Below are 18,784 nucleotides of genomic sequence, written 5' to 3' on the forward strand. Positions count from 1 at the left end.
GAATGACTGAATTGGATGTGGAGGGCTCTGTTTTGGGCGGTTAGGCCGAGCTGTTCCAATGCCGAAAAGATGTTGGCAAGCATGGTTATTATCTGACTTTTATAATTTAATAAAGCTAAAGAATTCCTTAATATTTAATCAAAAAAAATACGATTTACCTAGTCTTGGTTACATAAATGAACTTTAAAAAATGTAAAAAAATCGGCAATAAAATTGCCGATTTTTATTTCTTCTTACGATGAGATTTATTCTGTTAGCATTAAATCTGCACTCATACCAACCGTATTGTAACCAGCATCTACATATAAAATTTCGCCAGTAATACCATTTGCCCATGGTGAACACAAGAACAATGCCGCATTACCTACATCTTCAATCGTGACATTACGCTTTAAAGGTGCAACCTTTTCATTCAGATCAAGCATCTTACGGAAAGACTTGATACCTGAAGCCGCAAGCGTACGAATTGGACCAGCTGAAATCGCATTTACACGAATTCCTTCAGCACCCAAACTTGAAGCCAAGTAACGAACGCCAGCCTCTAAAGATGCTTTCGCCAATCCCATAACATTATAGTTTGGCATCACACGCTCTGAACCTTGGTAAGTGAGTGTGAGCAAACAGCCCTGACGAGCAGTTAAAAGTGGTTTTGCCGCACGAGCCATGGCAATAAAGCTATAGGCACTGATGTCATGCGCGATTTTAAAACCTTCACGATCAGTAACTTCAGTAAAATCACCATCTAAAGTATGTGCTGGTGCAAAACCAATTGAATGCACTACGCCATCCAAACCATCCCAATGTTTTGCTAATTCAGCAAATGCCTGTTCGATTTCAGCATCAACAGCAACATCACATGGAAAAACTAGTTTTGAACCAAACTGTTCAGCAAAGTCATCAACACGCTTCTTCATTTTTTCATTAGGATAGGTAAATGCCAATTCTGCACCTTCACGGTGTAAAGCTTCTGCAACACCGAATGCAATCGACAATTTACTCGCAACACCCGCGATTAAAAAACGTTTACCTGCTAATAGTCCTTGTGCCATGTGACTCTCACTTAAATTAATTTTCATGCATGATGCCAAGTCTAGAGCATTTACGAAATTGCATAATGCATCTTTTTTCAAAAAATTGTTAAACCGAATTAGACGCTAAAAAAAGATCAGACATCAGTCTGATCTTTTTACACGCCTTAGCTGAACGACATTAGTCATTACTAGACAGTAGACCAATTAAACGCAAGAAAGAGAAATACATCCAAACTAAAGTGGCTAATAAGGCAATTCCACATAACCATTCCATCGCTTTAGGCGCATATTGAGCTGCGGCATTTTCAATCAGGTCGAAATCTAAAATTAGATTTAATGATGCAATAATGGCGACAAAAGCTGCAAATCCTAAACCTAGCCAATTATTATCAAATATATATGGAATGCTCGAACCAAAAGCTAGACTCATAATAAATTGGAGAACAAATACAATCGCAATCGCAATGGTGGCTGACAACACAACCGCTTTAAATTTCTCAGTCGCACGAATAATTTGAAACCGATAAAGCGCGAACATCACCAAAGTCGTGACAAATGTTGCGAGCAAGGCCTTTAAAGGAACTCCAGGGTATTTCAGTTGAAATATGACTGAAATACCCCCTAAAAAAGCACCTTGAAATAAAGCATATGGAATAGCTAAAGTTCGAGCAGTATTCGGCTTAAAAGTAGTAATGAGTGCCAGAATGAATCCACCAATCGCCCCCACCATCGCACTAGCATAGGCGAGTGATACATTTAAAGTCATAAAACTATAAATAAACAGCGCGATACCCACCGCTGCCGAAATCACAGTTAATACAACAGATTTCTGAATCGCACCTTGAATGGTCATGGGTTGTTGATAATTGGATACCGTCTCTACACGGGTTAAAATCGGATTACTACTTTGCATAACTTAGTCTCTGTTATCATTCTTAAATTTTCACTATTCTGAGATCTATCAGCATAAAAATCAGTTTATTTTTTGCTATCAACTTTTAAACATTTTAATTAATACTTTGTTCTTTCGATCATTTATAAAATCTATAAAAAAGAGGCCTTAGCCCCTTTTCTAAAATTTCAACAGAACTTTTTAATTATTTGAGATGAAAAAATATTGACGGTAATACTTCAATTCAGCAATTGAGTCACGAATATCATCCATCGCAAGATGAGAAGCATTTTTCTTTAAACCACTCATAATTTCTGGGCGCCAGCGTTTTGCTAACTCTTTAACAGAAGACACATCCAAATTACGGTAATGGAAGAACTGCTCAAGCTCTGGCATTAAACGATGTAAGAAACGGCGATCTTGGCAAATTGAGTTTCCACACATTGGAGATGATTTTGGATTGACCCATTTTTTTAAGAATTCAAGTGTTTGTTGCTCAGCATCTTGCGCAGTTAACTTACTACGGCGTACGCGTTCAATAAGTCCAGATTGCCCGTGCTGACGTGTATTCCACTCATCCATCGCATTTAAAATAATATCTGACTGATGTACAGCTAACACTGGGCCTTCAGCAAGGATATTTAAATGATCATCTGTAATAATCGTTGCAATTTCAATAATTTGATCATTGTCTGTATCTAACCCTGTCATTTCAAGGTCGATCCAAATTAAGCGGGTATCTGGGGTGCTGCTCATAAAGTGCAATCTTATTGGGCTAAATTAAAGATGGATAGTAGCAAATTATTCCGATCTTGGCTGTAAATCCATGGCTCATCATGCTATTTTTGCCATCTAAATTTCAAGGTTTTTTAGGTTGTGAATGGCTTTAATTCGTAAGCGTCGTTTGACAGAGCAACAACAACGTCGTATTCAGAAACAACATCAAACACGTCAAGAAGAAATCGACACGTCTCACGACTTAGAAGGCTTAGTCGTCCAACACTATGGTCGACAACTCGAAGTACAAGCCCTCTCCTTGCCTGATCAACATCCAATAAAACCAGATACCAAAGAAGGTGAGCCAGAACCTTTTTGGAAACCTATTGAGCTGAATAGCGTTTGGCGTTGTCATACCCGTACCAATTTAGAATTATTGGTTACAGGTGATCGCGTAAAATGGCAAGCAGATCCAAATACTGGCTTAGGTATTATCACAGCGATTCAACCACGACAATCCTTGTTGACTCGCCCAGATCGTTATCACAAAGTAAAACCAGTAGCTGCAAATATCAGCCTGATCGTCATCGTCATTGCACCGTTACCAGACCCTGCACCAACCCTGATCGATCGCTATTTGGTTGCATGTGAAGATGCCAATATTCCTGCTTTATTAGTATTAAACAAATGTGATTTACTGAAAGAAAATGATCCAATTTTGTTGTTAGCAGAAGAATATCGTCAACTTGGTTATGACTTCATCCTGACCCAATCTAATGGTAATTTAGATGAGTTGATTAAACGTATTGACAATCAAACTGTTGCATTTGTAGGTCAATCAGGTGTTGGGAAAAGTACACTTATTAATGCCATCATTCCTGATGCTGATCAAAAAACCAATGTCATTTCAGAAAACTCCGCACTCGGTCAACATACTACGACCTCAACACGTTTAATTCGTTTTGGTGAAAATGGTGCTTTAATCGATTCCCCAGGTATTCGTGAATTTGGCTTATGGCATTTAGATCATGAGAAAATCGATGGTGGCTTTCCTGAAATTTCTGCACTCTTAGGACATTGTCAGTATCGCAATTGCACCCATACGCACGAAAAGCAATGTGCGCTTAAAGAAGGTGTCAAAAATGGTGATATTTTACAAAGACGTTTAGAAAGTTATCTACGTCTAATTGATGAGATTACTGAGGCGCAACAAAAAAATTAGTTTTCTTTAAGCACGCCCTTGAAGCGGTGATTTTGATCACCATATATATACGTTATACTCAACGCAGTTTTTAATTAGTCATTAGGTGATTTGTGGAACGTTGGTTCGAATTTATGGGGAATCACCCCTTTTTATTTGCAATTTTAGGGGCCCTTATTGTTTTGTTTTTCGTTTTTGAAGGACAACGTAGTGGTCGTAAAATTTCTCCACAATCGCTCGGAATTTTAGTGAAAGCTAAAAATGCGATGCTGATTGATTTGCGCGATGCTAAAGATTTCCGTGAAGGTCATATTAGCGGTAGTCGTAATATTCCATATAGTCAAATTGCTGCAAATGTTGAAGAATTAAAAGCTGCGGACCGTCCATTGGTATTCATTTGTAATTTAGGCCAAGTTGCAGGCTCTGCTCTACAACAAGTCGGTCATACAGATAGTTATCGTTTAGACGGTGGTATCAGTAACTGGAAAGCTCAAGGCTTACCTTTAGTAAAAAGCAAAAAAGCTTAAGGAGTTTGTAAAATGACAGCTCAAGTGACTGTATATTCAACAACGATGTGTCCTTATTGCGTACGTGCAAAGCAACTCCTTGAACGTAAAGGCATTGAGTACAAAGAAATTAATTTATCAAAAGAAGCACCTGAGGTTCGTGTTGAGTTAATGCAAAAAACCAACCACCGCACAGTGCCACAAATTTTCATTAAAGATCAATTCATCGGTGGTTTCGACCAACTTTATGCTTTAGAGCGTGAAGGTAAACTAGACGAATTATTGGCATAATCACTAAATCTAAGGAATTAAGAATGAGTGAAGAACAACAAGTTCAACCACAATTAGCATTAGAACGTATTTATACAAAAGACATTTCTTTTGAAGTTCCTGGTGCTGCGGTTTTTACAAAAGAATGGCAACCTGAGTTAAACATCAATCTTTCTTCATCAGCTGAAAAAGTAGATCCAACTCATTTTGAAGTTTCTTTAAAAGTGGTTGTACAAGCTGCGAATGCAGGTGAAACTGCATTTATCGTAGACGTAACACAATCAGGTATTTTCTTGATTGATGGCGTTGAAGATGAACGTCTTCCGTACATTCTTGGTGCTTATTGCCCTAATATTTTGTTCCCATTCCTTCGTGAAGCGGTGAACGATCTTGTAACTAAAGGTAGCTTCCCTCAATTACTTCTTACACCGATTAACTTCGATGCTGAGTTTGAGGCAAACATGCAACGCGCTCAAGCTGCAGCTGCTGAAGGTCAAGCTTAATCGTTTGATTAACTTCCCCCTTATAAAAAAGACCGCATTTGCGGTCTTTTTTATATCCTACATTTAAACAGGTCGTTTTTCTTGATGTAATGCATCATGGATAGCTTCAACCAATTGTTGTGCAATTTCTTGCTTTGAAGCTTTTTCAAGATCACGTTTTTCCATTTCATATTGTTCAGCAAAAAACACAGTCATCGCATTTTCATCTGAAGCAAAACCAATATCCACTCTTGAAACATCATTGCATGCAATCATATCTAGTTTCTTAGCCACCAATTTACCTGCGGCATATTCTTCAACATTACGCGTTTCAGCTGCAAAACCGACCATAAATGGACGTTTGTCTTGCAAAGCTATCGTCGCCACGATATCAGGATTTTTAACAAGAGAGACAGCTAACTCATCACCAGCTTTTTTGATTTTATGTTCCGCAACTTCTGCAACACGATAATCCGCTACGGCAGCTGTCGCAATAAATACATCACATCCTGTTTCCAACTGATTCATGCTTAAATCAAGCATCTGTCTCGCTGAAGATACATTTAAACGCTTCACCCCATTCGGTGTATCTAAACTGACAGGACCCGCGATCAGTGTCACCTCAGCACCTGCTGAATAACATGCAGCAGCAATAGCAAACCCCATTTTTCCAGTGCTGTGGTTTGAAATATAACGCACTGGATCAATTGCCTCTCGAGTTGGACCTGCGGTAATCGTCACTTTTTTACCCGCCAGCAAGCCAAATTTTTCTGCAATTGCACGCTGCGCTTTATGGAAATATTCTCGTACCTGTTCAGCTAAATCTTCAGGCTCAGGCATACGTCCTAATCCAACATCGCCACACGCTTGAGAACCCGCCTCAGGCATAATGACATGCACACCATCCTCAACCAAACTACTTAAATTGCGCTGTGTTGCTTTAGCCGCCCACATTTGTTGATTCATGGCTGGTGCGATCCAAACAGGTGCTTTTGTTGCCAAATAGAGTGTACTGAGTAAATCATCCGCTAATCCACAAGCAAATTTGGCAATACTGTCACAACTGGCAGGAGCAACAAGTACCAAATCCGCCCATCGTGCTAATTCGATATGCCCCATTCCAGCTTCAGCTTCTGTATCTAGAAGTTCAGTATGCACTGGATTACCCGACAATGCTTGAAAGGTAAGCGGCGTAATAAAAGCTTGGGCACCTTGAGTCATTACAACTCGGACATTAAATCCGCAATCTTTAAGTCGGCGTACTAAGATGGCACTTTTATAAGCAGCAATACCACCAGTAACAGCAAGAATAATATTTTTATTGGAGAACACACTAAGATCAAAACTCAAGATCACGTCACCTTTTTATTGCAGTGGCGCTCACAATAGCATTAAATATTCTGCCACCCAAGATATACCTTGGTGAATATTCAAAAGTTAAAATAATTTAAAACAGTGAATAATAATGAATAATTCGATCAAACAATGGCCCGAACAAGAACGACCGCGAGAAAGATTACTCCGCCAAGGTGCTCATAGCCTCTCTGATGCAGAACTCCTCGCCATCTTTTTAAGATCAGGATCTCAACAACATTCTGCGGTCGAATTAGCAAGATTGATGTTGCAACATTTTGGAAGCTTAAATGCAGTGTTTGATGCATCGATAGACGAAATTCGCATGTTCCATGGCATGGGAGACACTAAATACTCTCAATTGATGGCTGTAAAAGAGCTTGGACGGCGTTACTTGCAACATCAATTGAACCAACAAATTGATTTAAGTCGCTCTGATTTAATTCAAGATTATCTTCGCTATGAACTTATTGGCGAATCTCAAGAGATTTTCGCGGTACTCTGTTTAGATGCAAGGCTCAGAAAAATTAATTTTAAAAAATTATTCTTTGGTTCTACTAACCACTGTGCAGTTTCAATTAATCAGTTTATTCGACATATCATCCACACTCAGGCGAGTGCTGTGATTATTGCACATAATCATCCTTTAGGAATTCCTCAGCCCTCAATTGACGATATCAATTTGACGAAATCTTTAAGTAGAGCTTGTAATTTAATTGAGGTTAAATTACTCGATCATGTCATCATTTCCACCGAAGGCAGCTACTCTTTTATGGAGCACCAACTGATCCGAGAATAAGTCTATAAATTACAGAATAAAATTGCTCGAAGTTTCCATTTTTTATCATTGACAATACTCGCTGAACTAGTGAAGATCATAGAAAAATGAAAGATTGATTTACATGATTGTTCGTGATCAAACCGATACGCTAAAACTATTATTTTCATGGCGTGGAACCATCTTACCGAAGGTATTACCTCCACTTGGAATCGTTATGCTGATTTCAGCAATCGTGGGGGGAATTGAATATATAAATCTCTATAGATTCCCTGAAATTCCTTTGGTTGGGTTTACACTGATCGGAGTAGTATTGTCGATTTTTTTAGGTTTCAAAAATTCGGCGTGTTATGACCGTTGGTGGGAAGCGCGTAAATTATGGGGGAGCTTAATCGCCAATGCTCGACATTTCGATCGAGACTGCCGGATCTTGCCGCAAGGTCGTCGTGAACGTGTAATTCAGCATATGATTGTTTTTGCGAACGTACTGCGTGACCGTCTTCGTCATCAAACAGTCAGTCCCGATGCTTTGCATCAAACCAGTGGCATGAGCCCACAAGCTTTAACTCAACTTTACCAGCAAGCCAATGCACCACAATACACATTAAGTTTGATTCAATGGGAGTTGATGCAGTCACTGAAAGAAGGCGAAATTTCAGACATTATTTATACACAAATGAACCAACATGTAACTGAATTAAGTTTGGTTCAAACAGGCTGTGATCGTATTGCTACAACTCCTTTACCTTATGCTTATTCAGTACTCTTAAACCGTACCGTTTATTTTTTCTGTTTTATGCTTCCATTTAGTTTAGGCTCGGTGCTCGGTTTGGCGACACCACTTTTAGTCGGTATTTTAGCATATACGTTTTTGGGGCTTGATGCGCTCAGCTCTGAAATAGAAGAGCCTTTTGGTACACAAAGTAATGATCTTCCACTCGATGCCATGGTTCGTACAATCGAGATTGAACTACTCGGGACTTTAGGAAAACCAACTCCTCCACCGATCCAAGCACAAGATCACAACTTACTTTGATTCGTGACAACTGAATGTCTTATCAACGCCTAAAATTCTCTTATCCGTTGTTATAAGAGAATTTCTATACAATAAAACTTTCCCAGATGCCAACCTGCCCCTCTTTCACTTGAGGGATATTCCCCAATTTTATCCATGGCATATTATCTCCATGAAAATCACTTCCAACTGATACTTTAAGCCCAAATTCGGCAATCATTCGGTCTACCATTTGTCGCGTCGAGGTAGGCTCAATCGCAGGTGGCAACTCAACTGCGTCGCCTCCGTAACGTGCAAATATTTCAATTAAATAACGAATGTTGGTCGCAGATAAATCATAACGGGTAGGATGTGCCAAAACAGCAAACCCTTGAGCCTCATGAATTACACGTATCGTTTCCTCCAGACCAAGTCCTTCAAACTGAACATAAGCTTTTTTACCTTCCTTGATATATTTGTCAAAAGCTTGTTGCGGACGTGAAACATGACCCTTCTCGACCAGCGTCTTCGCAATATGGGTTCGTGTCACACGATCAGGTATACCCTCGACCTTCGCAACCACATCCGCGTAAATATCCTCTCCAATAAGAGGCTTCAACAATTCACAGATGAGTTGAGCACGTTCAGCTCGAATTATCTTTTGTTGTTCTAGTAGCTTATGCAAAGGATCAGGTGATTGCATATTCAGTGCGACCACATGCACACCATAACTTTTTTTGGTCGAAGGTCTAGACCACTGACTTGAAATTTCCACACCTGAAATAATTTGAATTGGTTGATTTTTTGCAACTTTTTCAGCCAAAACCAAACCATCCATGCTATCGTGGTCAGTCAGTGCAAGGGTATGTATCCCTTTTTCGAGCGCAGCTTGAACCAGTAACTCTGGCGACAAAGTTCCATCAGAAATATTACTATGTGTGTGTAAATCTACGCCTTGCATCTTTTATACTAATCCATCCACCTGAACTGCATAGATACTTTAACATGAAAGCACTTTTAGACTTTGTGCCACTCATAATTTTCTTTTGGCTTTACAAAACTGTCGATCCCAAAGATAACAATCACCCTTTACTGCAATGGATCGGCTCTGCAGGTGGCGTCGATAATAACCATATTCTCGTTGCTACAACGGGCTTAATCATTTCTATGCTCGTGGTCTACGGCGCATTATTTGTCCGCCAAAAATTTCATCTCGATAAACAACAATGGATTGTTTTATTTATGACGGTAATTTTTGGTGGGATTACTCTCATGTTGAGTGATGATTTTTATATTCGTCTCAAAGCAGCGATCTTGAATTTTGTATTTGCTGGTGCTTTCATAATTTCACCTTATTTTGGTAAAGACCGCAAACCTCTCATTCAACGCTTATTTGGTCCTATTTTAAATTTAACACCGCAGGGATGGAAAAATTTAAACTATGCTTGGGCCGCGATGTTTGTTGGTATGGCATCATTGCATATTTTCTTTGCTTTCGTGTTCATGGATGGAAAATATTGGGGTGAATTTACTGCTTTTGGTGACATGATTGTGATGTTTTCATTTATCATTATTCAATTCATCATTTTACGAAAACACTTTAAATCTGCAGAAGAATAATCGTGTTGAAAGAAGATATAGAGATTTCGCCATGCCCTTATTTGTAGTGACGTGTACCGACCAAGAAGGTACTGTTGAAAAACGCTTAGCAACACGCCCACAACACCTTGCACGCCTTGAAAAACTGGCTGAGGAAGGTCGCGTAATCGTCGCGGGCGCGATGCCAAAAGATCGTAATAACCCACAAGCTGGATTTTATGGCAGCACCCTTATTTTAGATTTTGAAAGCCGTGAAGCGTTAGATGAATGGTTAGCAGATGAGCCTTTTTTAAAAGAAGGTATTTATGCCAGCATTGACGTAAAACCTTTTAATAAAGCATTACCACATGAATAAGATGATGAATTTGACACGCTCTGCTCTTTTCATCAGTTTTGCATTGGTATCTTCAGCTTGGGCTGAACCCGCAGCAACTACTGCTGCACCAGCGAATCCAGCTGCACAGTCTCAGCCAGCAACAGCTACGCCTGCAAAGCCACTTACAGCTGAACAAATTGCACGAAATAAAGCGCTTCAAGAAGCAAAAGTAAAGGCTTTAGTCAAAGACCAAGCAACACGTCTCCAACAGCTTGAAAAAGCAAACCTAGAAGCTTTAGCACAGAATCAAGAATTACAACTAAAAAATGATAATTTAGGTGTACAAATTCAGGTGCTTCAAAGTGAACGTAGTGCTCAAATGTTTTTGTACGGTGCAGCAACAATGGCTGTCGGTATTTTTGTCGGCTTTATTATTGCCAGTTACATCTATACAAAACGACGTCGTCAGTGGTAAACCACTGACACGCTTTTCAAAGGTTTCAAATTTTGACTCAGGCCATTCAAACTGCTGATCTCGATTGGCAACTCGTTGATGGAATCGATATTCCAGTTTCTAAAATTTTCGGTGATGTTTATTTTTCAAAAGCCAATGGCCTTCTTGAAACGCGTCATGTCTTTATCAATGGTAATGATCTACATGAACGCCTATCGGACTTAAAACCATTTGAACATTTTACAGTCGGAGAAACTGGCTTCGGCACGGGTTTAAATATCCTCACCCTTTGGCAACTTTGGCAATCAATTCGTCCAAATAATCATAGTCAACTGCATGTCATTACGGTGGAAAAATTTCCATTGAGCAAGGCTGATCTGATCCGAGCTTTAAATGCTTGGCCTGAACTGAAACATTTATCAGATCAACTCATTGCCCAATATCCACTGCCGATTGCAGGATGCCACCGCCTTCATTTTCCAGATGAGCGTTTTAGTATTGATATTTGGTTAGGTGATGCACATGATGTTTTTCCAGTCATTGCCAAAACTAGCACTGTCAATGCATGGTTTTTAGATGGATTTGCTCCTGCCTGTAATCCAGATATGTGGGAAGAACAAGTTCTGAATCAAATTATTCGACTATCAGATATTGGAACTACTTTTGCCTCTTTCAGTGTTGCTGGCATCCTCAAAAGAGGATTAAAAAAACACGGCGTGAAAATTACACGCCCAAAAGGGTTCGGACACAAACGTGAAATGCTAAAGGGAGTTTTACTGCCTTTAGACGAAGAGGCTGAAAAAAGTGAGCTCTCTCCCGAAGATTACCAATACAAACCACACTCAAGTTCTCAACGCCGTATAGGCATTGTAGGCGCTGGAATTGCGGGTTTAAGTTGTGCCTATGCCTTTGCATTAAGAGGTCACCGCGTCAGCCTATTTGACCGCCATGAGCCATTAAGTGGCGCGTCAGGAAATCCTCTGGCTTTATTGAATCCCAAGCTCTGTCCAATTGAACAAAGTGCCGATCATTTAATGACATTAGCATGGCAACATGCAATGAACCATTATTCAAAATTTGAAGCCTTTGACGCCGCGCAAGTCCATCAAATCCCTCTTAAACACGCTGATGAACTTCTCGATCTTGCAAATCAATATCCAGAAAACATACTCGAAGCAAATTGTGCTGCTGAAAACAGCCTGTTCAACCAAGCATTCCTCACCTTGAAACAGGCTGGAACAATCAGACCACATGATTTGGCTAAAGAAATTTTATCGAATGAACTGATCGAATTTCAGCAAGCGACAATCAAATCGTGGGACCGACTTGCCAATCATCAAGTCGGTATAACAGATCATGTTGGACAACAATATCAATTTGACCACGTGATTATTTGTTGTGCCCGTGAAAGTATGAATCTCTTTGATGATTTTCCAATTTTAAAACCGATACGTGGTCAAATTAGCTGGTTTAATCATGTTTCATCTTCACAGTTCAAGAAACATGAAGCATATAGCTATGGTGGCTACTGTATGCCTTTAAATGATCATCAAATCATTTTAGGTGCTTCTTTTTACCCTAATCGAGATGATCAAGATGTTCTTGATGAAGATCATGAACATAACTACAGGTTACTTGCAGATCTCGCACCAGATATTGCTGCACAATTTCCTGACCATCATTCTTGGCATGGTAGAGCTTCTGTTCGTGCACAAAGTCAGGATTATTTTCCGCTTTTAGGTCAGGTTGAATCTGATACTGAGATTTATACACTCTCAGGTTTGGGCTCTAAAGGCTTTTTATTTGCGCCTTTGTGTGCTGAAATTCTAGTGGCTCAAATCTTAAAAACAGCATGCCCTGTATCTGAAACTTTACTCAATAAACTCAATGTTCATCGATTTAGAAAGAAAATAAGAATAAAGAAGCCATATTTTCAGGCTAAAACTCAATCACCATGATTTATTGAAACTAAAAAAGCGCCATAAGGCGCTTTTTTTCAACCATGATTAACCTTGCTCTAAAGGTAATCCTGCCTCACGAGCAGCACGAGTACCACCCATTAAGACCACATATTCACGTGAACTATCAAAGCCTTCTAATAGTTCTGCAGCACGTGGTGCTTTACTTCCGCCGCCACATAAAATGTAAATCGGTTGATCCGCTGCAACTTGAGTCAGGCTTTCTGCTGAAAGTGTGGAAATCGGTTGGTTCACCGCTCCTTTCACATGTGCTTCAGCATAAGCACTTGTATCACGTACATCCCAGATAATCGCGTCAGCTGGGAACTCAAATGTTGTAATTTCTTGTTTACGGATCATTGCGCACTCCTTTGATGTAAACAACACTTGGCAAATGAAGAAAACATCCCTAGCATCTCAGATATTCTTTCTATTTGTAAAGGTCTAAACTATGCCATCTTTCGATATTGTTTCAGAATTAGAGATTTTTGAAGTAAATCATGCAGTTCAAAACACACAAAAGGAAATCGGAACGCGTTTCGACTTCCGTGGTCAAGACGTTTCGATCGAATTAAACGAAAAAAATAAAGAAATTAAGATCTCGACTGAAAGTGACTTCCAATGTGAGCAAGTTTACAACATGCTGGAAAATCACTTTTATAAACGTAAAGTCGACGTTCAAGCACTAGATCCGCAAAAAATGACAGCATCTGGCAAAAATGTCATTCAAGTGATTAAACTTAAAGACGGTCTTGACTCTGATACAGCAAAAAAAATTAATAAAGCCATTAAAGAAAGTGGTATCAAAGTGCAATCTTCTATTCAGGGCGATAAAATCCGAGTCACTGACAAGAAGCGCGATACATTACAACAAGTTATGGTGTTCTTAAAAGAACAGCAATTCGGTATCCCACTTCAATTTAACAACTTCAAAGACTAATCTCTTTGCTCCATCATAGGAACTGATCATGGCAAAAGGCAATCGTTTATCTAAGTTAGTAAAAGCGACATCTAAGTTTCCACAAGGTATCCGTAGTACTTTATGGAGCAAAGCTTTTGGCCGTGTCGTTCCAATGGTGGGAACCGCCAAATTACGTTATCTTGAAGTTAGTCATGCTAAAGTTGTCGTTAAAATCGAAAACCATAAAGCAATGCAAAACCATATTGGTCAAGTGCATGCATGCGCAATGGCGCTGATCGCTGAAACAGCTACAGGCTTTGTTACGGGCATGAATGTACCCGATACCTCAATCGTATTAATAAAAAGCTTAAAAGTAGATTTCAAACGCCCATCTAAAGGTGCGATGACTGCAGTCGCTACATTGACTGATGATCAACAAAAACAGATGCAAGAGTCTGAAAAAGGTGAAACCCTTGTCAAGGTGATCGTGACAGATGAGTCTGGCGAAGAGCCAATTCAATGTGAAATGCTCTGGGCTTGGATTGCAAAATCTCAACTTAAGCAATAAAGCTCATGATCATATTGATCCTAAAAAGTTTCCCTAATAAAAAATCCCAACGATGTTGGGATTTTTTGTGATTAGATGCTTAGAGATTCTTGAAACTTTTGTTTAACATCATCTGGAATCTGGCGTTTTGCCCCTTTCACATCCACCGCAACAAAAGTGAAAACACCTTCTGTCACTCTTTTCGCTGGACGTGAAGAGTCGTGACTATCCCATACTTCAATTTGCATTTGAATTGAGGTATTTCCGAGCTTTAAAATTTTAGTATAACAACTAATGACATCACCCACCTTAACAGGCACAAGGAATGTCATTTGATTAATTGCAATGGTTGCACAGCGACCTTTTGTATAACGCTCTGCATGAATAGCTCCAGCCAAATCCATTTGTGAAACAATCCAACCACCAAAAACATCCCCACTCCAGTTGGTATCTGCAGGCATAGCAATGGTTTGAAGGGATAATGTACCTTCTGGCTTAAGTTGAGAATCTGACACAGTCACTCCAAATATTGGCCTATTGGTTAAGCATTTAATTGCTGATTTAACCAATCTTGTAATTGATTTGCACGTAATGCACCACTTATTCTAGCAATTTCATTGGTTTTATTCATCAATACCAACGTTGGAATACTACGAACATGAAAGGCTGCACTTAAACGCGGATTCGCTTCAGTATCTATCTTCGCAAAAACCACATGCGGATTTGATTTGGCTACTTCGGTAAAATGCGGTGCCATCATTTTACAAGGTCCGCACCATTCTGCCCAAAGATCAATCAATACTGGTAAATCACTGTTGGTAATAAAGTTGCTAAAGTTTTGCTCATTCAGCTCAATAGCGGCAAGCGGAATCAAATGCTCATGACATTGACCACAATTCGGCTGAGATTGGATTTTATCTTCAGGTACACGATTTTTTGCGCCACAAGATGGACAAACAACAATCATGAGTTTACTCCTCTATTTTGATCTAAGAATTCTAATTGAAGCTTGATTGCGCTTTCCATCCAATTTGCTTGATAAATATCAAAATGTGTCATATTCCACTCATGGTATTCCACATAAGGTGCCATATTGGTTGCAGTTTCACGACTAATCTCTATGGGAATAACTGCATCTTTCTTGGCAGCTATAAATAACACAGGAATTTTAATACTTCTTGCCGTAGTAATCGGTCGAAATCGTATGACGTCTAACATAGCTCTTGCAGGCACCTCACCGCTCCAATAATAGTTTGAATCAACGATCGACATATACCCTTGATAACTATCCTGACTCGGGTAAAAACTTAATGCATAAGGATGAACGACAGGCATTGTTTTTCCAACACGTCCTACTTTGGCTGCCATTAAATCCTGACTCGATAACTTTAAAGCCTGCGCCATATGTTGAATTGGATAAATTTTACTGCTGGCATTTCCGTCCACAAAGGGTACTTGCGCTATTGCAGCCCGAATCCCATTTAACTCAGATGCAAGTTTTAGAACATATCCGCCACTCAGACCCGTTCCCCATAAGAAAAGGTGGTGTCCATCAACCAAAGGGAATAATTTGATATGCGCAATCACAGCATACCAATCTTCTAGCTGCTGACGGATAGAGACCATTTCTCGTGGTTTACCCGTACTTCCTCCCCAACAACGATAGTCAAAGAGTACAACTGCAAAACCTGATTGAGCAAAACGTTGCGCATATTGGATTAATTTGAATTGACGTAATCCTGCAAAACCATGCGCCATAATAAGCACAGGAGGTCTTTTAACTTTGACAGGCAAATAAAGGTCAGCAGCGATCAACTCATTTGCTTTTTGTACGTACAACGGCTCTACGGTGTAATCGTACATAGGTGCTCCATGCATATATTCATACGATTTTTATTTTAAATTTTTTGTGTCGATCAAAGCTCATATCTGAGCGAGATGCTATGATAGTAGCATAGTCTTTTAATTTATTTTGGGAGTGACGCAATGAGTGAAAATGTAGGTTTTGCTGGTCAAATTGGGCCAGAACATTTAGTTCAAGTTGTTGAAAAAGGATTTAAATCTGTGATTAATAATCGCCCCGATATGGAAGGCGGACCAGAACAGCCAACAAGTGCCCAAATTGAAGAAGCTGCACGCGCTCAAGGCTTAGATTATGTATACCAACCTGTAGTTGCAGGTCAAATTACTGAGCTTGATGTTCGTACTTTTGCAAATCATTTCAATGAGCTACCAAAACCAGTATTAATGTTCTGTCGTACGGGAAATCGCTCTAATAATCTCTACCAATTAGCAAAACAAATGGATTTGCTTGATGACTAAGATGTGGTTTAGATTCATCCTTTCCACCTTCATTTTTAGTATCGTAACACTAAGTCATTCAGCATCAGAACCGCTCAGTAAAGCACTTAATCCATCTGTGAGTGTATCGGGTCATATGACGTCTACAAAATTCAATGCCTTAATGCAGCAGGGATTTAAGTCTGTGATCGTTAACCGTCCTGATCAAGAATCAGGTAACGAAACAACTGCAAGTGAATTAAGAGCTTTAGCCGAAAAGTCTAAAATCAGTTTGATTTACCAACCTGTTATTTCAGGTCAAATAACAGATGCAGATGTTCATGAGTTTGCGAAGTATTACAATAGTCTACCTAAACCTATACTTTTAGTATGTAAGTCAGGTAGTCGTTCTACGTTACTATTTAATAAAGCAAATTCATTAGGACTCATTCATGAATAAAATTTGTATTGCATTATGTTGTTCGTTTCTTTTACTCGGTTGCACATCGATGAATGTAAAACCAACTGTTGGTGTGCATGCAGGTACATCATTATAAGATAAATGTATCTTATTCATTTTAAAGGCGCACAAGCGCCTTTTTCTTTCATCTTATTTCAATAACAACCATGAAAATACTTAGTTTTAAATAATACAAATTTTCAAAATATGGATATCACCAAAAGTTAAAGGTTTAAGTGTAATAAATTGAAAAAAAACCTTATTCATCGAAGTTTTTTTTATATAGTGAATTCAAATCATTCTTACTCAATACAATATGTACGATATCATTATTATTGGAGCTGGTACTGCAGGTATTTCAGCTTATAAAGAAGCCATTAAAACTACACAAAATATACTTATTGTGAACGACGGTCCGTGGGATACCACTTGTGCTCGAGTAGGTTGTATGCCGAGTAAAGTTCTAATTTCATCAGCTAATCTTGCCTATAATGCGAGAACTTCAGAACAACTTGGGCTAAAAATTTCTTCTCAAATTGACACTAAAGATGTTATGCAACATGTACAGCAATTACGTGATCGATTTACAAATGCAACACTGAAGGACGTTAATTCATGGCCTACAGCGCACAAAATTTCAGGTCGCGCAACATTTGTAAATGCAAACACAATCAATGTTAATAATAAGAAATACCAAGCTAAATCGTTCATTATCGCTGTTGGTTCAAGACCAACAGTAAATCAAGATTGGCAACAAAAACTTGGTCATTTATATTTAACTTCTGATCAAGTCTTTGAAATACCTACTTTACCAAAAAGTTTAGCTGTAATTGGAAGCGGTGTCATTGCAATCGAACTTGCACAAGCCATGCAGCGTCTAGGTGTGGAAACTACAGTTTTTGCTCGCAGTAAAAAAATTGGTTCATTGACTAGCCCAGACTTACAAACGCTTGCTCAAGAAATATTCTCAAAAGAATTAAATATCAAATATGAGATTTTACCCGAGCAGGTTGATAAATTAGGCGAAGATAAGGTTCAAATTAACTTTATCGAAAATGGTAGCAATCAATCTATAGAAGTTGATTACCTATTATCTGCAACTGGTCGTACTACGAATTTAGATACGTTAAATATTCAGCATATAAATGATGAATTCATTGATCTAAAGAAATTACCTGTTGATCCAACCACTAAACAGCTTGGTGACTACCCCATTTACATTGTAGGTGATGCATTTACTGCAACGCCTATCCAGCATGAAGCGTCTTATGAAGGTAAATTGGCGGTTCATAATTGCCTCAATCAACATCAATCGAGTCAGAAAAAAAGTCTTACGCCATTAGGTATTATGTTTAGTTCGCCAGAAATGGCAGGGATCGGCTCCAATTATCAAACACTGCGTAAAGCCAATCATGAGTTCGTTACAGGTATCGTATCCTACGAAAAGCAAGGACGAGCGATTGTCAATGGACAAAATATTGGGGCTGTAGAGGTTTACGTCGATCGACACTCACGTAAACTTCTCGGAGCAGAATTTCTTTGTTATTCAGCAGAACATTTAGCACATTTGCTCGCTTGGGCTATCTCCAGTGATCTTACTGTTGATGAAATTCTAGATCACCCTTTCTATCATCCAACGCTAGAGGAAGGCCTAAGAACTGCGTTAAAACACGCTCGACGACAACTTTAATCTATTATTTGATACAAGGCCCTCTCATGAGGGCTTTTATTTTTATATCTTTATTTCATTCTTTACTACATAAAAAAACACCCCCTTGTATTGAAGGGGGTGTTTAGAATAATGAGCTGGCGATGACTTACTCTCACATGGGTAACCCCACACTACCATCAGCGCTAAGAGGTTTCACTTCTGAGTTCGGGAAGGGATCAGGTGGTTCACTCTTGCTATTGTCGCCAGCACAACTGTTGTGACTTTGCTTGGGTCTTATTCGCATGTATTGTTTGCGTGCCTTTGCTTGGTCAAAGAAGTTATTAACAGCTATTTGAGTTGCTTTAATTGGTGCAGTTTAGCGTTTTATCTAACT

General features: G+C 39.1%; 24 protein-coding genes and 1 rRNA gene. 15 read left to right on the plus strand and 10 right to left on the minus strand.

The window, feature by feature from the left end; genetic code table 11:
• Nucleotides 1–245: 245 nt before the first annotated feature.
• The 3 genes from BMW42_RS14235 to orn form a co-directional block, all read right to left on the minus strand.
• Nucleotides 246–1,049 carry an enoyl-ACP reductase FabI gene (locus tag BMW42_RS14235; protein WP_092768909.1) on the minus strand — a complete coding sequence of 268 codons (804 nt, stop codon included), beginning with the start codon at nt 1,047–1,049 and terminating at the stop codon, nt 246–248.
• A 160-nt stretch (nt 1,050–1,209) separates the two neighbouring features.
• The gene (locus tag BMW42_RS14240) at nt 1,210–1,944 is read right to left on the minus strand and encodes a Bax inhibitor-1/YccA family protein (protein ID WP_035270860.1); all 735 of its coding nucleotides are present in this window, start codon (nt 1,942–1,944) and stop codon (nt 1,210–1,212) included.
• A gap of 180 nt (nt 1,945–2,124) precedes the next feature.
• Nucleotides 2,125–2,679, minus strand: coding sequence for an oligoribonuclease (gene orn, locus BMW42_RS14245; RefSeq protein WP_035270788.1), 555 nt, complete (start codon nt 2,677–2,679; stop codon nt 2,125–2,127).
• A 124-nt stretch (nt 2,680–2,803) separates the two neighbouring features.
• On the opposite strand from orn, the gene rsgA reads away from it, so the two are divergent.
• The 4 genes from rsgA to secB all read left to right on the plus strand — a co-directional run bounded on the left by rsgA (nt 2,804) and on the right by secB (nt 5,120).
• Entirely contained in the window at nt 2,804–3,862 is a 1,059-nt protein-coding gene (rsgA, locus tag BMW42_RS14250) for a ribosome small subunit-dependent GTPase A (RefSeq protein ID WP_092768878.1), read from the plus strand.
• 92 nt (nt 3,863–3,954) lie between these two features.
• Nucleotides 3,955–4,368 carry a rhodanese-like domain-containing protein gene (locus BMW42_RS14255; protein WP_035270792.1) on the plus strand — a complete coding sequence of 138 codons (414 nt, stop codon included), beginning with the start codon at nt 3,955–3,957 and terminating at the stop codon, nt 4,366–4,368.
• Nucleotides 4,369–4,380: 12 nt separating this feature from the next.
• Complete coding sequence (gene grxC, locus BMW42_RS14260) at nt 4,381–4,638, plus strand: glutaredoxin 3 (RefSeq protein ID WP_035270794.1); 258 nt, start codon at nt 4,381–4,383, stop codon at nt 4,636–4,638.
• Nucleotides 4,639–4,661: 23 nt separating this feature from the next.
• A complete protein-coding gene (gene secB / locus BMW42_RS14265) occupies nt 4,662–5,120 on the plus strand; it encodes a protein-export chaperone SecB (protein WP_035270796.1) in 459 nt (152 codons plus the stop codon).
• Nucleotides 5,121–5,183: 63 nt separating this feature from the next.
• Here secB and coaBC read toward each other — a convergent pair whose 3' ends face one another.
• Nucleotides 5,184–6,449, minus strand: a complete 1,266-nt coding sequence (gene coaBC / locus BMW42_RS14270) for a bifunctional phosphopantothenoylcysteine decarboxylase/phosphopantothenate--cysteine ligase CoaBC (protein ID WP_092768881.1) — start codon at nt 6,447–6,449, stop codon at nt 5,184–5,186.
• Between the two features lie 115 nt (nt 6,450–6,564).
• Here coaBC and radC point away from each other — a divergent pair, with 115 nt between their 5' ends.
• Both radC and BMW42_RS14280 read left to right on the plus strand, forming a co-directional pair.
• Nucleotides 6,565–7,251 (plus strand): RadC family protein, encoded by a 687-nt coding sequence (radC, locus tag BMW42_RS14275; RefSeq protein WP_035269684.1) that lies wholly within the window; start codon nt 6,565–6,567, stop codon nt 7,249–7,251.
• A gap of 103 nt (nt 7,252–7,354) precedes the next feature.
• The gene (locus BMW42_RS14280) at nt 7,355–8,266 is read left to right on the plus strand and encodes a bestrophin family protein (RefSeq protein ID WP_035269686.1); all 912 of its coding nucleotides are present in this window, start codon (nt 7,355–7,357) and stop codon (nt 8,264–8,266) included.
• 64 nt (nt 8,267–8,330) lie between these two features.
• On the opposite strand, the gene BMW42_RS14285 is transcribed toward BMW42_RS14280, so the two are convergent.
• A complete protein-coding gene (locus BMW42_RS14285; RefSeq protein WP_035269688.1) occupies nt 8,331–9,185 on the minus strand; it encodes a PHP domain-containing protein in 855 nt (284 codons plus the stop codon).
• 44 nt (nt 9,186–9,229) lie between these two features.
• On the opposite strand from BMW42_RS14285, the gene BMW42_RS14290 reads away from it, so the two are divergent.
• The 4 genes from BMW42_RS14290 to mnmC are packed head-to-tail and all read left to right on the plus strand — an operon-like array spanning nt 9,230 to nt 12,551.
• Nucleotides 9,230–9,844, plus strand: coding sequence for an inner membrane-spanning protein YciB (locus tag BMW42_RS14290; RefSeq protein ID WP_092768884.1), 615 nt, complete (start codon nt 9,230–9,232; stop codon nt 9,842–9,844).
• Between the two features lie 31 nt (nt 9,845–9,875).
• Complete coding sequence (locus tag BMW42_RS14295) at nt 9,876–10,178, plus strand: YciI family protein (RefSeq protein ID WP_035269693.1); 303 nt, start codon at nt 9,876–9,878, stop codon at nt 10,176–10,178.
• A gap of 1 nt (nt 10,179) precedes the next feature.
• A complete protein-coding gene (locus BMW42_RS14300) occupies nt 10,180–10,614 on the plus strand; it encodes a hypothetical protein (RefSeq protein WP_092768912.1) in 435 nt (144 codons plus the stop codon).
• A 32-nt stretch (nt 10,615–10,646) separates the two neighbouring features.
• The gene (gene mnmC / locus BMW42_RS14305; RefSeq protein WP_092768887.1) at nt 10,647–12,551 is read left to right on the plus strand and encodes an FAD-dependent 5-carboxymethylaminomethyl-2-thiouridine(34) oxidoreductase MnmC; all 1,905 of its coding nucleotides are present in this window, start codon (nt 10,647–10,649) and stop codon (nt 12,549–12,551) included.
• A 48-nt stretch (nt 12,552–12,599) separates the two neighbouring features.
• On the opposite strand, the gene BMW42_RS14310 is transcribed toward mnmC, so the two are convergent.
• Nucleotides 12,600–12,911 carry a rhodanese-like domain-containing protein gene (locus BMW42_RS14310; protein WP_092768890.1) on the minus strand — a complete coding sequence of 104 codons (312 nt, stop codon included), beginning with the start codon at nt 12,909–12,911 and terminating at the stop codon, nt 12,600–12,602.
• A gap of 91 nt (nt 12,912–13,002) precedes the next feature.
• Between BMW42_RS14310 and BMW42_RS14315 the strand changes: the two genes are divergently transcribed.
• Both BMW42_RS14315 and BMW42_RS14320 read left to right on the plus strand, forming a co-directional pair.
• On the plus strand, nt 13,003–13,491 hold the full coding sequence (locus BMW42_RS14315) for a YajQ family cyclic di-GMP-binding protein (protein WP_092768894.1): 489 nt from the start codon (nt 13,003–13,005) through the stop codon (nt 13,489–13,491).
• A 28-nt stretch (nt 13,492–13,519) separates the two neighbouring features.
• Nucleotides 13,520–14,020, plus strand: coding sequence for a DUF4442 domain-containing protein (locus BMW42_RS14320; protein WP_035269707.1), 501 nt, complete (start codon nt 13,520–13,522; stop codon nt 14,018–14,020).
• 71 nt (nt 14,021–14,091) lie between these two features.
• Here BMW42_RS14320 and BMW42_RS14325 read toward each other — a convergent pair whose 3' ends face one another.
• From BMW42_RS14325 to BMW42_RS14335, 3 genes are all read right to left on the minus strand, one after another.
• Complete coding sequence (locus tag BMW42_RS14325) at nt 14,092–14,460, minus strand: acyl-CoA thioesterase (RefSeq protein WP_218945426.1); 369 nt, start codon at nt 14,458–14,460, stop codon at nt 14,092–14,094.
• Between the two features lie 80 nt (nt 14,461–14,540).
• Nucleotides 14,541–14,966 carry a thioredoxin TrxC gene (gene trxC, locus BMW42_RS14330; protein WP_092768897.1) on the minus strand — a complete coding sequence of 142 codons (426 nt, stop codon included), beginning with the start codon at nt 14,964–14,966 and terminating at the stop codon, nt 14,541–14,543.
• Complete coding sequence (locus tag BMW42_RS14335; RefSeq protein WP_092768900.1) at nt 14,963–15,862, minus strand: alpha/beta hydrolase; 900 nt, start codon at nt 15,860–15,862, stop codon at nt 14,963–14,965. Before BMW42_RS14335 ends, trxC begins: the two co-directional genes overlap by 4 nt.
• 123 nt (nt 15,863–15,985) lie before the next feature.
• Between BMW42_RS14335 and BMW42_RS14340 the strand changes: the two genes are divergently transcribed.
• From BMW42_RS14340 to BMW42_RS14350, 3 genes are all read left to right on the plus strand, one after another.
• The gene (locus BMW42_RS14340) at nt 15,986–16,321 is read left to right on the plus strand and encodes a TIGR01244 family sulfur transferase (RefSeq protein ID WP_035269714.1); all 336 of its coding nucleotides are present in this window, start codon (nt 15,986–15,988) and stop codon (nt 16,319–16,321) included.
• Nucleotides 16,314–16,739: a beta-lactamase hydrolase domain-containing protein gene (locus tag BMW42_RS14345; protein WP_092768903.1), complete on the plus strand. Its 426-nt coding sequence runs from the start codon at nt 16,314–16,316 to the stop codon at nt 16,737–16,739. Before BMW42_RS14340 ends, BMW42_RS14345 begins: the two co-directional genes overlap by 8 nt.
• A gap of 316 nt (nt 16,740–17,055) precedes the next feature.
• Nucleotides 17,056–18,429 (plus strand): dihydrolipoyl dehydrogenase, encoded by a 1,374-nt coding sequence (locus BMW42_RS14350; protein ID WP_092768906.1) that lies wholly within the window; start codon nt 17,056–17,058, stop codon nt 18,427–18,429.
• 114 nt (nt 18,430–18,543) lie between these two features.
• Here the strand turns inward: BMW42_RS14350 and rrf are convergent.
• A 5S ribosomal RNA gene (gene rrf / locus BMW42_RS14355) occupies nt 18,544–18,658 on the minus strand.
• Between the last annotated feature and the right edge of the window lie 126 nt (nt 18,659–18,784).

Origin of the sequence: Acinetobacter sp. DSM 11652 (assembly GCF_900109815.1) — a bacterium.
GTDB lineage: Bacteria > Pseudomonadota > Gammaproteobacteria > Pseudomonadales > Moraxellaceae > Acinetobacter.